Origin of the sequence: Streptomyces manipurensis (assembly GCF_049570255.1) — a bacterium.
GTDB classification, from domain to species: domain Bacteria; phylum Actinomycetota; class Actinomycetes; order Streptomycetales; family Streptomycetaceae; genus Streptomyces; species Streptomyces manipurensis.
The window spans coordinates 4,393,808-4,406,375 of record NZ_CP186950.1; the positions used below are offsets into that span (position 1 = coordinate 4,393,808).

The 12,568-nt window shown below is 66.1% G+C and carries 23 protein-coding genes; all 23 read left to right on the plus strand.

Going from position 1 to position 12,568, the window contains the following annotated elements; genetic code table 11:
* Positions 1 to 14: 14 nt before the first annotated feature.
* The 23 genes from rplC (at position 15) to map (ending at position 12,442) form a co-directional block, all read left to right on the plus strand.
* A complete protein-coding gene (gene rplC / locus ACPU2J_RS20410; protein ID WP_007265899.1) occupies positions 15 to 659 on the plus strand; it encodes a 50S ribosomal protein L3 in 645 nt (214 codons plus the stop codon).
* A 5-nt stretch (positions 660 to 664) separates the two neighbouring features.
* Complete coding sequence (gene rplD / locus ACPU2J_RS20415) at positions 665 to 1,315, plus strand: 50S ribosomal protein L4 (RefSeq protein WP_030959024.1); 651 nt, start codon at positions 665 to 667, stop codon at positions 1,313 to 1,315.
* The gene (gene rplW, locus ACPU2J_RS20420; RefSeq protein WP_007265901.1) at positions 1,315 to 1,638 is read left to right on the plus strand and encodes a 50S ribosomal protein L23; all 324 of its coding nucleotides are present in this window, start codon (positions 1,315 to 1,317) and stop codon (positions 1,636 to 1,638) included. Before rplD ends, rplW begins: the two co-directional genes overlap by 1 nt.
* Before the next feature lie 39 nt (positions 1,639 to 1,677).
* A complete protein-coding gene (gene rplB / locus ACPU2J_RS20425; protein ID WP_007265902.1) occupies positions 1,678 to 2,514 on the plus strand; it encodes a 50S ribosomal protein L2 in 837 nt (278 codons plus the stop codon).
* Positions 2,515 to 2,526: 12 nt separating this feature from the next.
* Entirely contained in the window at positions 2,527 to 2,808 is a 282-nt protein-coding gene (gene rpsS / locus ACPU2J_RS20430) for a 30S ribosomal protein S19 (protein ID WP_007265903.1), read from the plus strand.
* A gap of 43 nt (positions 2,809 to 2,851) precedes the next feature.
* Positions 2,852 to 3,199 (plus strand): 50S ribosomal protein L22, encoded by a 348-nt coding sequence (rplV, locus tag ACPU2J_RS20435; protein ID WP_007265904.1) that lies wholly within the window; start codon positions 2,852 to 2,854, stop codon positions 3,197 to 3,199.
* Entirely contained in the window at positions 3,199 to 4,038 is an 840-nt protein-coding gene (gene rpsC / locus ACPU2J_RS20440; protein WP_007265905.1) for a 30S ribosomal protein S3, read from the plus strand. The genes rplV and rpsC overlap by 1 nt, the downstream gene beginning before the upstream one ends.
* A 5-nt stretch (positions 4,039 to 4,043) precedes the next feature.
* On the plus strand, positions 4,044 to 4,463 hold the full coding sequence (rplP, locus tag ACPU2J_RS20445) for a 50S ribosomal protein L16 (RefSeq protein ID WP_007265906.1): 420 nt from the start codon (positions 4,044 to 4,046) through the stop codon (positions 4,461 to 4,463).
* The gene (gene rpmC, locus ACPU2J_RS20450; protein ID WP_007265907.1) at positions 4,463 to 4,687 is read left to right on the plus strand and encodes a 50S ribosomal protein L29; all 225 of its coding nucleotides are present in this window, start codon (positions 4,463 to 4,465) and stop codon (positions 4,685 to 4,687) included. The genes rplP and rpmC overlap by 1 nt, the downstream gene beginning before the upstream one ends.
* On the plus strand, positions 4,687 to 4,968 hold the full coding sequence (rpsQ, locus tag ACPU2J_RS20455; protein ID WP_030008467.1) for a 30S ribosomal protein S17: 282 nt from the start codon (positions 4,687 to 4,689) through the stop codon (positions 4,966 to 4,968). Before rpmC ends, rpsQ begins: the two co-directional genes overlap by 1 nt.
* A 106-nt stretch (positions 4,969 to 5,074) precedes the next feature.
* Positions 5,075 to 5,443, plus strand: a complete 369-nt coding sequence (gene rplN / locus ACPU2J_RS20460; protein ID WP_003956455.1) for a 50S ribosomal protein L14 — start codon at positions 5,075 to 5,077, stop codon at positions 5,441 to 5,443.
* Between the two features lie 2 nt (positions 5,444 to 5,445).
* Positions 5,446 to 5,757: a 50S ribosomal protein L24 gene (gene rplX / locus ACPU2J_RS20465; RefSeq protein WP_030026329.1), complete on the plus strand. Its 312-nt coding sequence runs from the start codon at positions 5,446 to 5,448 to the stop codon at positions 5,755 to 5,757.
* Entirely contained in the window at positions 5,757 to 6,308 is a 552-nt protein-coding gene (gene rplE / locus ACPU2J_RS20470; RefSeq protein WP_030026331.1) for a 50S ribosomal protein L5, read from the plus strand. Before rplX ends, rplE begins: the two co-directional genes overlap by 1 nt.
* A gap of 5 nt (positions 6,309 to 6,313) precedes the next feature.
* Positions 6,314 to 6,499 (plus strand): type Z 30S ribosomal protein S14, encoded by a 186-nt coding sequence (locus tag ACPU2J_RS20475; protein WP_003956452.1) that lies wholly within the window; start codon positions 6,314 to 6,316, stop codon positions 6,497 to 6,499.
* A 220-nt stretch (positions 6,500 to 6,719) separates the two neighbouring features.
* Positions 6,720 to 7,118 carry a 30S ribosomal protein S8 gene (rpsH, locus tag ACPU2J_RS20480; RefSeq protein ID WP_007265911.1) on the plus strand — a complete coding sequence of 133 codons (399 nt, stop codon included), beginning with the start codon at positions 6,720 to 6,722 and terminating at the stop codon, positions 7,116 to 7,118.
* 20 nt (positions 7,119 to 7,138) lie between these two features.
* A complete protein-coding gene (rplF, locus tag ACPU2J_RS20485) occupies positions 7,139 to 7,678 on the plus strand; it encodes a 50S ribosomal protein L6 (RefSeq protein ID WP_030773832.1) in 540 nt (179 codons plus the stop codon).
* Between the two features lie 2 nt (positions 7,679 to 7,680).
* The gene (gene rplR / locus ACPU2J_RS20490) at positions 7,681 to 8,064 is read left to right on the plus strand and encodes a 50S ribosomal protein L18 (RefSeq protein WP_030008471.1); all 384 of its coding nucleotides are present in this window, start codon (positions 7,681 to 7,683) and stop codon (positions 8,062 to 8,064) included.
* Positions 8,065 to 8,109: 45 nt separating this feature from the next.
* Positions 8,110 to 8,712, plus strand: a complete 603-nt coding sequence (gene rpsE, locus ACPU2J_RS20495; RefSeq protein WP_007265914.1) for a 30S ribosomal protein S5 — start codon at positions 8,110 to 8,112, stop codon at positions 8,710 to 8,712.
* Positions 8,712 to 8,894, plus strand: coding sequence for a 50S ribosomal protein L30 (rpmD, locus tag ACPU2J_RS20500; RefSeq protein ID WP_005313525.1), 183 nt, complete (start codon positions 8,712 to 8,714; stop codon positions 8,892 to 8,894). Before rpsE ends, rpmD begins: the two co-directional genes overlap by 1 nt.
* A 2-nt stretch (positions 8,895 to 8,896) precedes the next feature.
* Positions 8,897 to 9,352 carry a 50S ribosomal protein L15 gene (gene rplO / locus ACPU2J_RS20505; protein WP_361591098.1) on the plus strand — a complete coding sequence of 152 codons (456 nt, stop codon included), beginning with the start codon at positions 8,897 to 8,899 and terminating at the stop codon, positions 9,350 to 9,352.
* 187 nt (positions 9,353 to 9,539) lie between these two features.
* A complete protein-coding gene (gene secY, locus ACPU2J_RS20510; RefSeq protein ID WP_360867971.1) occupies positions 9,540 to 10,853 on the plus strand; it encodes a preprotein translocase subunit SecY in 1,314 nt (437 codons plus the stop codon).
* A complete protein-coding gene (locus ACPU2J_RS20515; protein ID WP_031152742.1) occupies positions 10,853 to 11,500 on the plus strand; it encodes an adenylate kinase in 648 nt (215 codons plus the stop codon). Before secY ends, ACPU2J_RS20515 begins: the two co-directional genes overlap by 1 nt.
* A gap of 90 nt (positions 11,501 to 11,590) precedes the next feature.
* Positions 11,591 to 12,442: a type I methionyl aminopeptidase gene (map, locus tag ACPU2J_RS20520; RefSeq protein WP_361591096.1), complete on the plus strand. Its 852-nt coding sequence runs from the start codon at positions 11,591 to 11,593 to the stop codon at positions 12,440 to 12,442.
* Positions 12,443 to 12,568: the final 126 nt, after the last annotated feature.

Here is a 12,568-nt window from a genome sequence, read left to right on the forward strand (position 1 = left end):
GAGGCGTCGAGAAGATGGCAAAGCAGATCAAGGGCGTCCTGGGCGAGAAGCTCGGCATGACCCAGGTCTGGGACGAGAACAACCGTGTCGTCCCGGTGACCGTGGTCAAGGCCGGACCCTGCGTCGTTACCCAGGTCCGTACGAACGACATCGACGGCTACGAGTCGGTCCAGATCGCCTTCGGCGAGATCGACCCGCGCAAGGTGAACAAGCCCCTCAAGGGCCACTTCGCCAAGGCCGACGTGACCCCCCGCCGCCACCTGGTGGAGCTCCGCACCTCCGACGCCAGCGAGTACACGCTCGGCCAGGAGATCACTGCTGAGGTGTTCGAGTCCGGCGTCAAGGTCGACGTCACGGGCAACAGCAAGGGCAAGGGCTTCGCCGGTGTCATGAAGCGGCACAACTTCCGGGGCCTCGGCGCCGGTCACGGTGTGCAGCGCAAGCACCGCTCCCCCGGTTCGATCGGTGGCTGCGCCACCCCTGGGCGTGTCTTCAAGGGCATGCGCATGGCCGGTCGCATGGGTAACGAGCGCGTCACCACCCAGAACCTGACCATCCACGCGGTAGACGCGGAGAAGGGCCTGCTCCTCATCAAGGGCGCAGTTCCCGGTCCGAACGGCGGCCTCGTCCTGGTCCGTACCGCGGCCAAGGGGGCTTGAGGTTAATGAGCACCATTGACATCCTTTCGCCGGCAGGCGACAAGGCCGGTACCGTCGAGCTCCCCGCGGAGATCTTCGACGCGAAGACCAGCGTTCCGCTGATCCACCAGGTCGTCGTCGCGCAGCTGGCCGCTGCCCGTCAGGGCACGCACAAGACCAAGACCCGCGGCGAAGTCCGTGGTGGTGGCAAGAAGCCTTACCGCCAGAAGGGCACCGGCCGCGCCCGTCAGGGTTCGACCCGCGCTCCGCAGTTCGCCGGCGGTGGCGTCGTCCACGGCCCGCAGCCGCGTGACTACTCGCAGCGGACCCCGAAGAAGATGAAGGCCGCCGCCCTCCGCGGTGCCCTCTCGGACCGCGCGCGTCACTCCCGCATCCACGTCGTCACCGGCGTGGTCGAGGGTGCCGCCTCCACGAAGGCCGCCAAGACGCTGTTCGGCAAGATCTCGGAGCGCAAGAACCTGCTCCTGGTCGTCGAGCGTGCCGACGAGGCCGCGTGGCTGTCCGCCCGCAACCTGCCCCAGGTTCACATCCTGGAGCCGGGCCAGCTGAACACGTACGACGTGATCGTCTCTGACGACGTGGTCTTCACCCAGGCCGCGCTCGAGTCCTTCGTGTCTGGCCCCAAGGCCGATGAGACCGAAGGGAGCGACGCCTGATGTCTGAGGCGACCGTTACCAGCAAGACCTTCACCGACCCGCGCGACCTGCTGATCAAGCCGGTCGTCTCGGAGAAGAGCTACGCGCTGCTGGACGAGAACAAGTACACGTTCATCGTCGCGCCCGGCGCCAACAAGACCCAGATCAAGCAGGCCGTCGAGGCGGTCTTCTCGGTCAAGGTCACCGGGGTCAACACGATCAACCGTCAGGGTAAGCGCAAGCGCACCAAGACCGGTTTCGGCAAGCGCGCCAACACCAAGCGCGCCATCGTGACCCTTGCCGAGGGCAACCGTATCGACATCTTCGGCGGCCAGGCCTCCTAACGGAGGTCTAGTCGTCCGGAATCGGACGAGGACTGAGAAATGGGTATCCGCAAGTACAAGCCGACGACCCCGGGCCGTCGTGGCTCCAGCGTCGCCGACTTTGTCGAGATCACGCGGTCCACGCCGGAGAAGTCGCTGGTCCGCCCCCTGCACAGCAAGGGCGGCCGTAACAACACCGGTCGTGTGACCGTTCGCCACCAGGGTGGTGGCCACAAGCGCGCCTACCGCGTGATCGACTTCCGTCGTCACGACAAGGACGGCGTGCCGGCCAAGGTCGCGCACATCGAGTACGACCCCAACCGCACCGCGCGCATCGCGCTGCTGCACTACGCCGACGGCGAGAAGCGCTACATCATCGCGCCGCGCGGTCTGCAGCAGGGTGACCGGATCGAGAACGGCCCGACGGCCGACATCAAGCCGGGCAACAACCTCGCGCTCCGCAACATCCCGGTCGGTACCACGATCCACGCGATCGAGCTCCGCCCCGGTGGCGGCGCCAAGTTCGCGCGTTCCGCTGGTGCCTCCGTGCAGCTGCTCGCGAAGGAGGGCGTGATGGCCCACCTCCGCATGCCGTCCGGCGAGATCCGTCTCGTCGACGCGCGCTGCCGCGCCACGGTCGGCGAGGTCGGCAACGCCGAGCAGTCGAACATCAACTGGGGCAAGGCCGGCCGCATGCGCTGGAAGGGCGTCCGCCCGACCGTCCGCGGTGTCGCGATGAACCCGGTTGACCACCCGCACGGTGGTGGTGAGGGCAAGACCTCCGGTGGTCGTCACCCGGTCAGCCCGTGGGGTCAGAAGGAGGGTCGTACTCGCTCGCCGAAGAAGGCTTCGAGCAAGTACATCGTCCGCCGCCGCAAGACGAACAAGAAGCGCTAGGAGCGGGTTTAGATGCCGCGCAGTCTCAAGAAGGGGCCCTTCGTCGACGACCACCTCGTAAAGAAGGTGGACGCCCAGAACGAAGCCGGCACCAAGAACGTCATCAAGACCTGGTCCCGTCGCTCGATGATCATCCCCAGCATGCTGGGTCACACCATCGCGGTGCACAACGGCAAGACCCACGTCCCGGTGTTCGTCACCGAGTCGATGGTCGGCCACAAGCTCGGCGAGTTCTCGCCGACTCGCACCTTCCGCGGCCACGTCAAGGACGACCGGAAGTCGAAGCGCCGCTAAAGGCGGGGTGGTTACGACTATGACTTACACCGAAGGGACAACCATGGAAGCCAGGGCCCAGGCGCGGTACATCCGCGTCACGCCCATGAAGGCCCGCCGCGTGGTGGACCTCATCCGTGGCATGGATGCCACGGAGGCTCAGGCGGTCCTGCGTTTCGCCCCGCAGGCCGCGAGCGTGCCGGTCGGCAAGGTGCTGGACAGCGCCATTGCCAACGCCGCACACAACTACAACCACCCGGACGCCTCCACGCTGGTCATCAGCGAGGCGTACGTGGACGAGGGCCCGACCCTGAAGCGGTTCCGTCCGCGTGCCCAGGGCCGTGCCTACCGGATCCGCAAGCGGACCAGCCACATCACCGTGGTCGTCAGCAGCAAGGAAGGTTCCCGGTAATGGGCCAGAAGGTAAACCCGCACGGGTTCCGACTCGGCATCACCACGGACTTCAAGTCCCGCTGGTACGCCGACAAGCTGTACAAGGACTACGTCAAGGAAGACGTCGCCATCCGTCGGATGATGACGTCCGGCATGGAGCGCGCCGGCATCTCGAAGGTTGAGATCGAGCGCACCCGTGACCGCGTGCGTGTGGACATCCACACCGCTCGTCCCGGCATCGTCATCGGCCGCCGCGGCGCCGAGGCCGACCGCATCCGCGGTGACCTGGAGAAGCTGACCGGCAAGCAGGTCCAGCTGAACATCCTCGAGGTCAAGAACCCGGAGCTCGACGCTCAGCTGGTGGCCCAGGCCGTCGCCGAGCAGCTCTCCTCCCGCGTCTCCTTCCGCCGTGCCATGCGCAAGAGCATGCAGGGCACCATGAAGGCCGGCGCCAAGGGCATCAAGATCCAGTGTGGTGGCCGTCTCGGCGGCGCCGAGATGTCCCGGTCCGAGTTCTACCGCGAGGGTCGTGTGCCGCTGCACACGCTGCGCGCGAACGTGGACTACGGCTTCTTCGAGGCCAAGACCACCTTCGGCCGCATCGGCGTGAAGGTCTGGATCTACAAGGGCGACGTCAAGAACATCGCCGAGGTTCGCGCCGAGAACGCTGCGGCCCGTGCGGGTAACCGCCCGGCCCGTGGCGCCGGCGCTGGCGACCGTCCCGCCGGCCGTGGTGGCCGTGGTGGCGAGCGCGGCGGCCGTGGTGGCCGCAAGCCGCAGCAGGCTGCTGGTGCCGAGGCCCCCAAGGCCGACGCTCCCGCCGCCGCTCCGGCCGAGAGCACCGGAACGGAGGCCTGACCGACATGCTGATCCCTCGTAGGGTCAAGCACCGCAAGCAGCACCACCCGAAGCGCAGCGGTATGGCCAAGGGCGGTACTGAGGTCTCGTTCGGCGAGTACGGCATCCAGGCGCTCACCCCCGCCTACGTGACGAACCGCCAGATCGAGGCGGCTCGTATCGCGATGACCCGCCACATCAAGCGTGGCGGCAAGGTCTGGATCAACATCTACCCGGACCGCCCGCTCACGAAGAAGCCTGCCGAGACCCGCATGGGTTCCGGTAAGGGTTCCCCGGAGTGGTGGATCGCGAACGTGCACCCGGGCCGGGTCATGTTCGAGCTGTCCTACCCGAACGAAAAGATTGCGCGTGAGGCTCTCACTCGTGCGGCCCACAAGCTGCCGATGAAGTGCCGCATCGTCAAGCGCGAGGCAGGTGAGTCGTGATGGCGACGGGAACCAAGGCGTCCGAGCTCCGCGAGCTCGGCAACGAGGAGCTCGTTGCCAAGCTGCGCGAGGCCAAGGAGGAGCTGTTCAAGCTCCGTTTCCAGGCGGCCACCGGCCAGCTGGAGAACAACGGCCGGCTCAAGTCCGTCCGTAAGGACATCGCTCGCATCTACACCCTGATGCACGAGCGTGAGCTCGGTATCGAGACGGTGGAGAACGCCTGATGAGCGAGAACAACGTGACTGAGAAGACCGAGCGCGGCTTCCGCAAGACCCGTGAGGGTCTGGTCGTCAGCGACAAGATGGACAAGACCGTCGTCGTCGCCGTCGAGGACCGCGTCAAGCACGCGCTGTACGGCAAGGTCATCCGCCGTACCAACAAGCTCAAGGCTCACGACGAGCAGAACGCTGCCGGCGTCGGCGACCGCGTCCTCATCATGGAGACGCGTCCGCTGTCGGCGAGCAAGCGCTGGCGCATCGTCGAGATCCTCGAGAAGGCCAAGTAAGCACCTGAGGGGTTTCCCTTAGGTTCGTTCCGCCAGGCTCGGCCGGGGCCCTCCGCTCACAGAGCGGGGCCCCGGCCGGGAACCGGCAGACAAACAGGAGATAGACGTGATCCAGCAGGAGTCGCGACTGCGTGTCGCCGACAACACTGGTGCCAAGGAGATCCTTTGCATCCGTGTTCTCGGTGGCTCCGGTCGCCGCTACGCGGGCATCGGTGACGTCATCGTCGCCACCGTCAAGGACGCGATCCCCGGTGGCAACGTGAAGAAGGGTGACGTCGTCAAGGCGGTCATCGTTCGCACCGTCAAGGAGCGCCGCCGCCAGGACGGCTCGTACATCCGCTTCGACGAGAACGCCGCCGTCATTCTGAAGAACGACGGCGACCCTCGCGGCACCCGTATCTTCGGCCCCGTCGGCCGTGAGCTGCGCGAGAAGAAGTTCATGAAGATCATCTCGCTCGCGCCGGAGGTGCTGTAAGCATGAAGATCAAGAAGGGCGACCTGGTCCAGGTCATCACCGGTAAGGACAAGGGCAAGCAGGGCAAGGTCATCGTCGCCTTCCCCGCCGAGAACCGCGTCCTCGTCGAGGGTGTCAACCGGGTCAAGAAGCACACCAAGGCCGGCCAGAACCAGGCGGGCGGCATCGTGATCACCGAGGCTCCGGTGCACGTGTCCAACGTCCAGCTGGTCGTGGAGAAGGACGGCAAGAAGGTCGTCACCCGCGTCGGTTACCGCTTCGACGACGAGGGCAACAAGATCCGCGTTGCCAAGCGCACGGGTGAGGACATCTGATGGCTACCACTCCGCGTCTGAAGACGAAGTACCGCGAGGAGATCGCGGGCAAGCTGCGTGAGGAGTTCTCCTACGAGAACGTCATGCAGATCCCCGGCCTCGTCAAGATCGTCGTGAACATGGGTGTCGGCGACGCCGCCCGTGACTCGAAGCTGATCGACGGTGCCATCCGCGACCTGACGACGATCACCGGTCAGAAGCCGGCCGTCACGAAGGCCCGCAAGTCCATCGCGCAGTTCAAGCTGCGTGAGGGTCAGCCGATCGGCTGCCACGTCACCCTCCGCGGTGACCGCATGTGGGAGTTCCTGGACCGTACGCTGTCGCTCGCGCTGCCGCGTATCCGTGACTTCCGTGGTCTGTCGCCGAAGCAGTTCGACGGCCGTGGCAACTACACCTTCGGTCTCACGGAGCAGGTCATGTTCCACGAGATCGACCAGGACAAGATCGACCGTACCCGGGGTATGGACATCACCGTGGTCACCACGGCGACCAACGACGCTGAGGGCCGCGCGCTCCTTCGTCACCTCGGCTTCCCCTTCAAGGAGGCGTAAGCGAGATGGCGAAGAAGGCTCTCATCGCGAAGGCTGCCCGTAAGCCCAAGTTCGGTGTGCGTGCGTACACCCGCTGCCAGCGCTGCGGTCGCCCCCACTCCGTGTACCGCAAGTTCGGCCTCTGCCGCGTGTGCCTCCGTGAGATGGCTCACCGTGGCGAGCTGCCGGGCGTGACCAAGAGCTCCTGGTAGACCCCGCGCCCTTTGGGTGTTGAGGTATTCCAGACGCTCTCGGTAAGCATCAGGTCGGCGGACCGTCCTTCCCGCATGCCGTAGGCTTGTGGGGTTGGGCGTCCGCCGCCCTACCGACTTACTACGCCGTAGGTCCCCGTGCCGCACCCGTCCCGCCACTGAGTGGGGAGAGGGATGGCGCATACAGGAAACCCCGGCGAGAGAGGCCGAAGGCCACTTCATGACCATGACTGACCCCATCGCAGACATGCTCACGCGTCTGCGTAACGCTAACTCGGCGTACCACGACACCGTCGTGATGCCGCACAGCAAGATCAAGTCGCACATCGCGGAGATCCTCAAGCAGGAGGGTTTCATCACCGGCTGGAAGGTCGAGGACGCCGAGGTCGGCAAGAACCTCGTCCTCGAGCTGAAGTTCGGGCCGAACCGTGAGCGCTCCATCGCGGGCATCAAGCGGATCTCGAAGCCCGGTCTGCGCGTGTACGCGAAGTCCACCAACCTGCCGAAGGTCCTCGGCGGCCTGGGCGTGGCGATCATCTCCACGTCGCACGGTCTCCTGACCGGTCAGCAGGCAGGCAAGAAGGGCGTAGGTGGGGAAGTCCTCGCCTACGTCTGGTAGTCGGGAACGGAGGAAAAGCAATGTCGCGAATCGGCAAGCTCCCCATCCAGGTTCCCGCCGGTGTGGACGTCACCATCGATGGCCAGACGGTCAACGTGAAGGGCCCCAAGGGTTCCCTCGCGCACACCGTTAAGGCGCCCATCGCAGTTGTCAAGGACGAGGACGGCGTTCTGAACGTCACCCGTCCGAACGACGAGCGTCAGAACAAGGCCCTGCACGGCCTGTCCCGCACGCTGGTGGCGAACATGATCACCGGTGTGACCACGGGATACGTCAAGGCTCTCGAGATCAGCGGTGTCGGTTACCGCGTGGCCGCGAAGGGCTCCGACCTGGAGTTCCAGCTCGGCTACAGCCACCCGATCCTGGTGGAGGCGCCCGAGGGCATCTCCTTCAAGGTCGAGTCGCCGACCAAGTTCTCGGTCGAGGGCATCGACAAGCAGAAGGTCGGCGAGGTCGCCGCCAACATCCGCAAGCTGCGGAAGCCCGACCCGTACAAGGCCAAGGGTGTCAAGTACGCCGGCGAGGTCATCCGCCGCAAGGTCGGAAAGGCTGGTAAGTAGCCATGGCATACGGTGTGAAGATCGCCAAGGGCGACGCGTACAAGCGCGCTGCCAAGGCTCGCCGCCACATCCGCATCCGCAAGAACGTCTCGGGTACGGCGGAGCGTCCGCGCCTCGTCGTGACGCGTTCCAACCGCAACATCGTTGCTCAGGTCATCGACGACCTCCAGGGCCACACCCTGGCGTCCGCGTCGACCCTGGACGCTTCGATCCGCGGTGGCGAAGGCGACAAGAGCTCCCAGGCCCAGGCCGTCGGCGCGCTCGTCGCCGAGCGTGCCAAGGCCGCGGGTGTCGAGACCGTCGTGTTCGACCGCGGTGGCAACCGATACGCCGGGCGCATTGCCGCTCTGGCTGACGCCGCCCGCGAAGCCGGGCTGAAGTTCTAAGCCCCGGTTCCGGGACTCACGGACGTAACAGAGAGAGGTAATCCAATGGCTGGACCCCAGCGCCGCGGAAGCGGTGCCGGTGGCGGCGAGCGGCGGGACCGGAAGGGTCGCGACGGTGGCGCTGCCGCCGAGAAGACCGCTTACGTTGAGCGCGTTGTCGCGATCAACCGTGTCGCCAAGGTTGTCAAGGGTGGTCGTCGCTTCAGCTTCACCGCGCTCGTCGTGGTGGGTGACGGTGACGGCACCGTAGGTGTCGGTTACGGCAAGGCCAAGGAAGTTCCCGCGGCCATCGCCAAGGGCGTCGAGGAAGCCAAGAAGAACTTCTTCAAGGTTCCCCGCATCCAGGGCACCATCCCGCACCCGATCCAGGGCGAGAAGGCGGCCGGCGTTGTCCTGCTGAAGCCTGCTTCCCCCGGTACCGGTGTTATCGCCGGTGGCCCGGTGCGCGCCGTTCTGGAGTGCGCCGGCGTTCACGACATCCTGTCGAAGTCGCTCGGCTCCGACAACGCGATCAACATCGTGCACGCGACCGTGGAGGCCCTGAAGGGCCTGCAGCGTCCCGAGGAGATCGCGGCTCGCCGTGGTCTGCCGCTCGAGGACGTCGCCCCCGCGGCTCTCCTTCGTGCACGTGCCGGGGCGGGTGTCTGATGGCCCGCCTCAAGATCACGCAGACGAAGTCGTACATCGGCAGCAAGCAGAACCACCGCGACACGCTGCGTTCGCTCGGGCTCAAGCGCCTGAACGACGTCGTCGTCAAGGAGGACCGCCCCGAGTTCCGCGGAATGGTGCACACCGTCCGCCACCTCGTGACGGTTGAGGAGGTTGACTAATCATGGCTGAGAACAGCCCGCTGAAGGCTCACAACCTCCGTCCCGCCCCCGGCGCCAAGACCGCGAAGACCCGTGTCGGTCGTGGTGAGGCGTCGAAGGGTAAGACGGCTGGTCGTGGTACCAAGGGTACGAAGGCCCGCTACCAGGTTCCGCAGCGCTTCGAGGGTGGCCAGATGCCCCTCCACATGCGCCTGCCGAAGCTGAAGGGCTTCAAGAACCCGTTCCGCACCGAGTTCCAGGTTGTCAACCTGGACAAGCTCGGTGCCCTCTACCCCGAGGGTGGAGAGGTCACGGTGGCCGACCTGGTCGCCAAGGGCGCGGTTCGCAAGAACAGCCTCGTCAAGGTCCTGGGCCAGGGCGAGCTCTCCGTGGCGCTGCAGGTTTCGGTTGACGCCGTTTCCGCCTCCGCCAAGGAGAAGATTGCCGCTGCCGGCGGCACCGTCACCGAGCTCGTCTAAGACGATTTCTGTGGCTGAATAGCTCGAAACCCGACCGGGGATGCCTCACATATGGGGCATCCCCGGTTGGTCGTTCCACGGGAGGCACACTCGCCGGTAAGGTGGCGTGCACCTTTGCTTTGTCGTATACGTCGATCCCTCAGACCGTCACCTCTGACGCAGTAGCGCGGGGGTCGCAGGAGGCACCGTGCTCACCGCGTTCGCCCGGGCGTTCAAGACGCCCGACCTGCGCAAGAAGCTGCTCTTCACGCTCGGCATCATCGTGCTGTTCCGGCTCGGGTCCCACATCCCGGTACCCGGCGTGAGCTACAAGAACGTCCAGATCTGTGTGGACCAGGCGGGGAGCAGCAACGGGCTCTTCGGTCTCGTCAACATGTTCAGCGGCGGTGCGCTGCTGCAGATCACGATCTTTGCGCTCGGCATCATGCCGTACATCACGGCGAGCATCATTCTGCAGCTGCTGACCGTGGTCATCCCGAAGCTGGAGACCCTCAAGAAAGAGGGCCAGTCCGGCACGGCGAAGATCACTCAGTACACGCGCTATCTGACGGTCGCGCTCGCGATCCTCCAGGGCACCGGCCTCGTCGCCACGGCCCGTACCGGCGCCCTCTTCCAGGGCTGCCAGGTCGCCAGCCAGATCGTCCCCGACCGGTCGATCTTCACCACCGTCGTCATGGTCATCACCATGACCGCCGGTACCTGCGTCGTCATGTGGCTCGGCGAGCTCATCACCGACCGCGGCATCGGCAACGGCATGTCGATCCTGATGTTCATCTCGATCGCCGCCGGCTTCATCGGCGCCCTCTGGCAGATCAAGCTCCAGGGCAAGATCGCGGACGGCTGGGTCGAGTTCGGCGTCGTCATGCTGGTCGGCCTCGCGATGGTGGGCCTCGTGGTCTTCGTCGAGCAGGCGCAGCGACGGATCCCGGTCCAGTACGCGAAGCGCATGATCGGTCGCCGTGCCTACGGCGGTACGTCGACCTACATCCCGCTCAAGGTGAACCAGGCGGGCATCATCCCCGTCATCTTCGCCTCGTCGCTGCTCTACATCCCGGCCCTGGTCGTGCAGTTCAGCGGGTCCACCGCGGGCTGGGCCACCTGGATCCAGAAGCACTTCGTCAAGGGCGACCACCCGTACTACATCGCCGTCTACTTCCTCCTGATCGTCTTCTTCGCGTTCTTCTACGTGGCGATCTCGTTCAACCCCGAGGAAGTTGCAGACAACATGAAGAAGTATGGTGGGTTCATCCCGGGCATCCGCGCCGGCCGGCCCACCGCCGAGTACCTGAGCTACGTGCTCAACCGGATCACCTGGCCGGGGTCGCTGTACCTGGGTCTCATCGCTCTTGTGCCGACGATGGCGTTGGCAGGCTTCGGAGCGAACCAGAACTTCCCGTTCGGCGGGACGAGCATCCTGATCATCGTGGGTGTGGGTCTGGAAACCGTGAAGCAGATCGAGAGCCAGCTCCAGCAGCGTAATTACGAAGGGTTCCTCCGCTGATGCGAATCGTCCTCGTCGGACCGCCCGGTGCGGGCAAGGGAACGCAGGCCGCGTTCCTTGCCAAGAACCTGTCGATCCCGCACATCTCCACGGGTGACCTGTTCCGGGCCAACATCAGCCAGGGCACCGAGCTGGGCCTGCGCGCCAAGGCGTTCATGGACGCCGGCGACCTCGTCCCCGACGAGATCACCATCGGCATGGCGAAGGACCGGATGGAGCAGCCCGACGCCGCCGGCGGCTTCCTGCTCGACGGCTTCCCGCGCAACGTCTCCCAGGCCGAGGCCCTCGACGTGATGCTCCAGGAGTCGGGCATGAAGCTCGACGCCGTCCTCGACCTGGAGGTCGAGGAGGACGAGGTCGTCAAGCGCATCGCCGGCCGCCGGGTCTGCCGCAACGAGTCCGCGCACGTCTTCCACGTCGTGTACGCCGCCCCGAAGACCGAGGGCGTCTGCGACCAGTGCGGCGGGGAGCTGTACCAGCGCGGTGACGACTCCGAGGCGACGGTCCGCAACCGGCTGGAGGTCTACCACACGCAGACCGAGCCGATCATCGACTACTACAAGGCCCAGGGCCTGCTGGTGACCATCCCGGCCCTCGGTGAGGTCGCGGACGTCACCAAGCGCGCCATGGACGCCCTGCAGAAGTAGTCCCCAGCAGTACAGGTACGGCCGCGGTGTCCCCAGGGCATCGCGGCCGTACTGTTGAGAAGACCCGCATCAGAGGTGGAAGGCAGTTCCATGGTCCAGATCAAGACCCCCGAGCAGATCGCGAAGATGCGCGAGGCGGGGCTGGTCGTCGCGGCGATCCACGCGGCGACCCGTGAGGCGGCCGTGCCGGGCGCCACGACACGGGACCTGGACATGGTGGCCCGCAAGGTCATCGCGGACGCCGGGGCCAAGTCGAACTTCCTCGGCTACGGCGGCTTCCCCGCGACGATCTGCACCTCGGTGAACGAGGTCGTCGTCCACGGCATCCCGGACGACAAGACGGTCCTCAAGGACGGCGACATCATCTCGATCGACGCCGGCGCGATCGTGGACGGCTGGCACGGAGACGCCGCGTACACGGCCTTCGTGGGCACCGGTCACGCTCCGGAGCTGGTGGAGCTCTCCCGGGTCACCGAGGAGTCCATGTGGGCCGGTATCGCCGCGATGAAGCTCGGCAACCGCCTCGTGGACATCTCGAAGGCGATCGAGACGTACATCAAGCGCCAGCCCCGCCCCGCGACGGGTGACCACAGCCTCGGGAAGTTCGGGATCATCGAGGACTACGGCGGCCACGGCATCGGGTCCGAGATGCACATGGACCCGCACCTGCTGAACTACGTCTCGCGCAAGCGGGGCAAGGGGATCAAGCTCGTCCCGGGCCTCTGCCTGGCGATCGAGCCGATGGTCTCCCTGGGCACCGCCCAGACGGAGGTACTCGCGGACGACTGGACGGTCATCACGACGGACGGCACCTGGTCCTCGCACTGGGAGCACTCCATCGCGCTGACGGAGGACGGCCCGATCGTCCTCACCAGCCCGGACTGCGGCAAGGCGAAGCTGGCGGAGTACGGGGTCACCACCGCCCCGGACCCCCTGGGCTGACCCCGGGCCGCTCCGTGGCCGGGTCGGCGCCGCGGTCGTGCCCCCGGCGGTGCCGACGGGTGTGCGGCCGACGGACGGAGTCCGGCGCAGCCGTGCGAAGCATGTGAGGCGCGCCAGCGCCGAGCC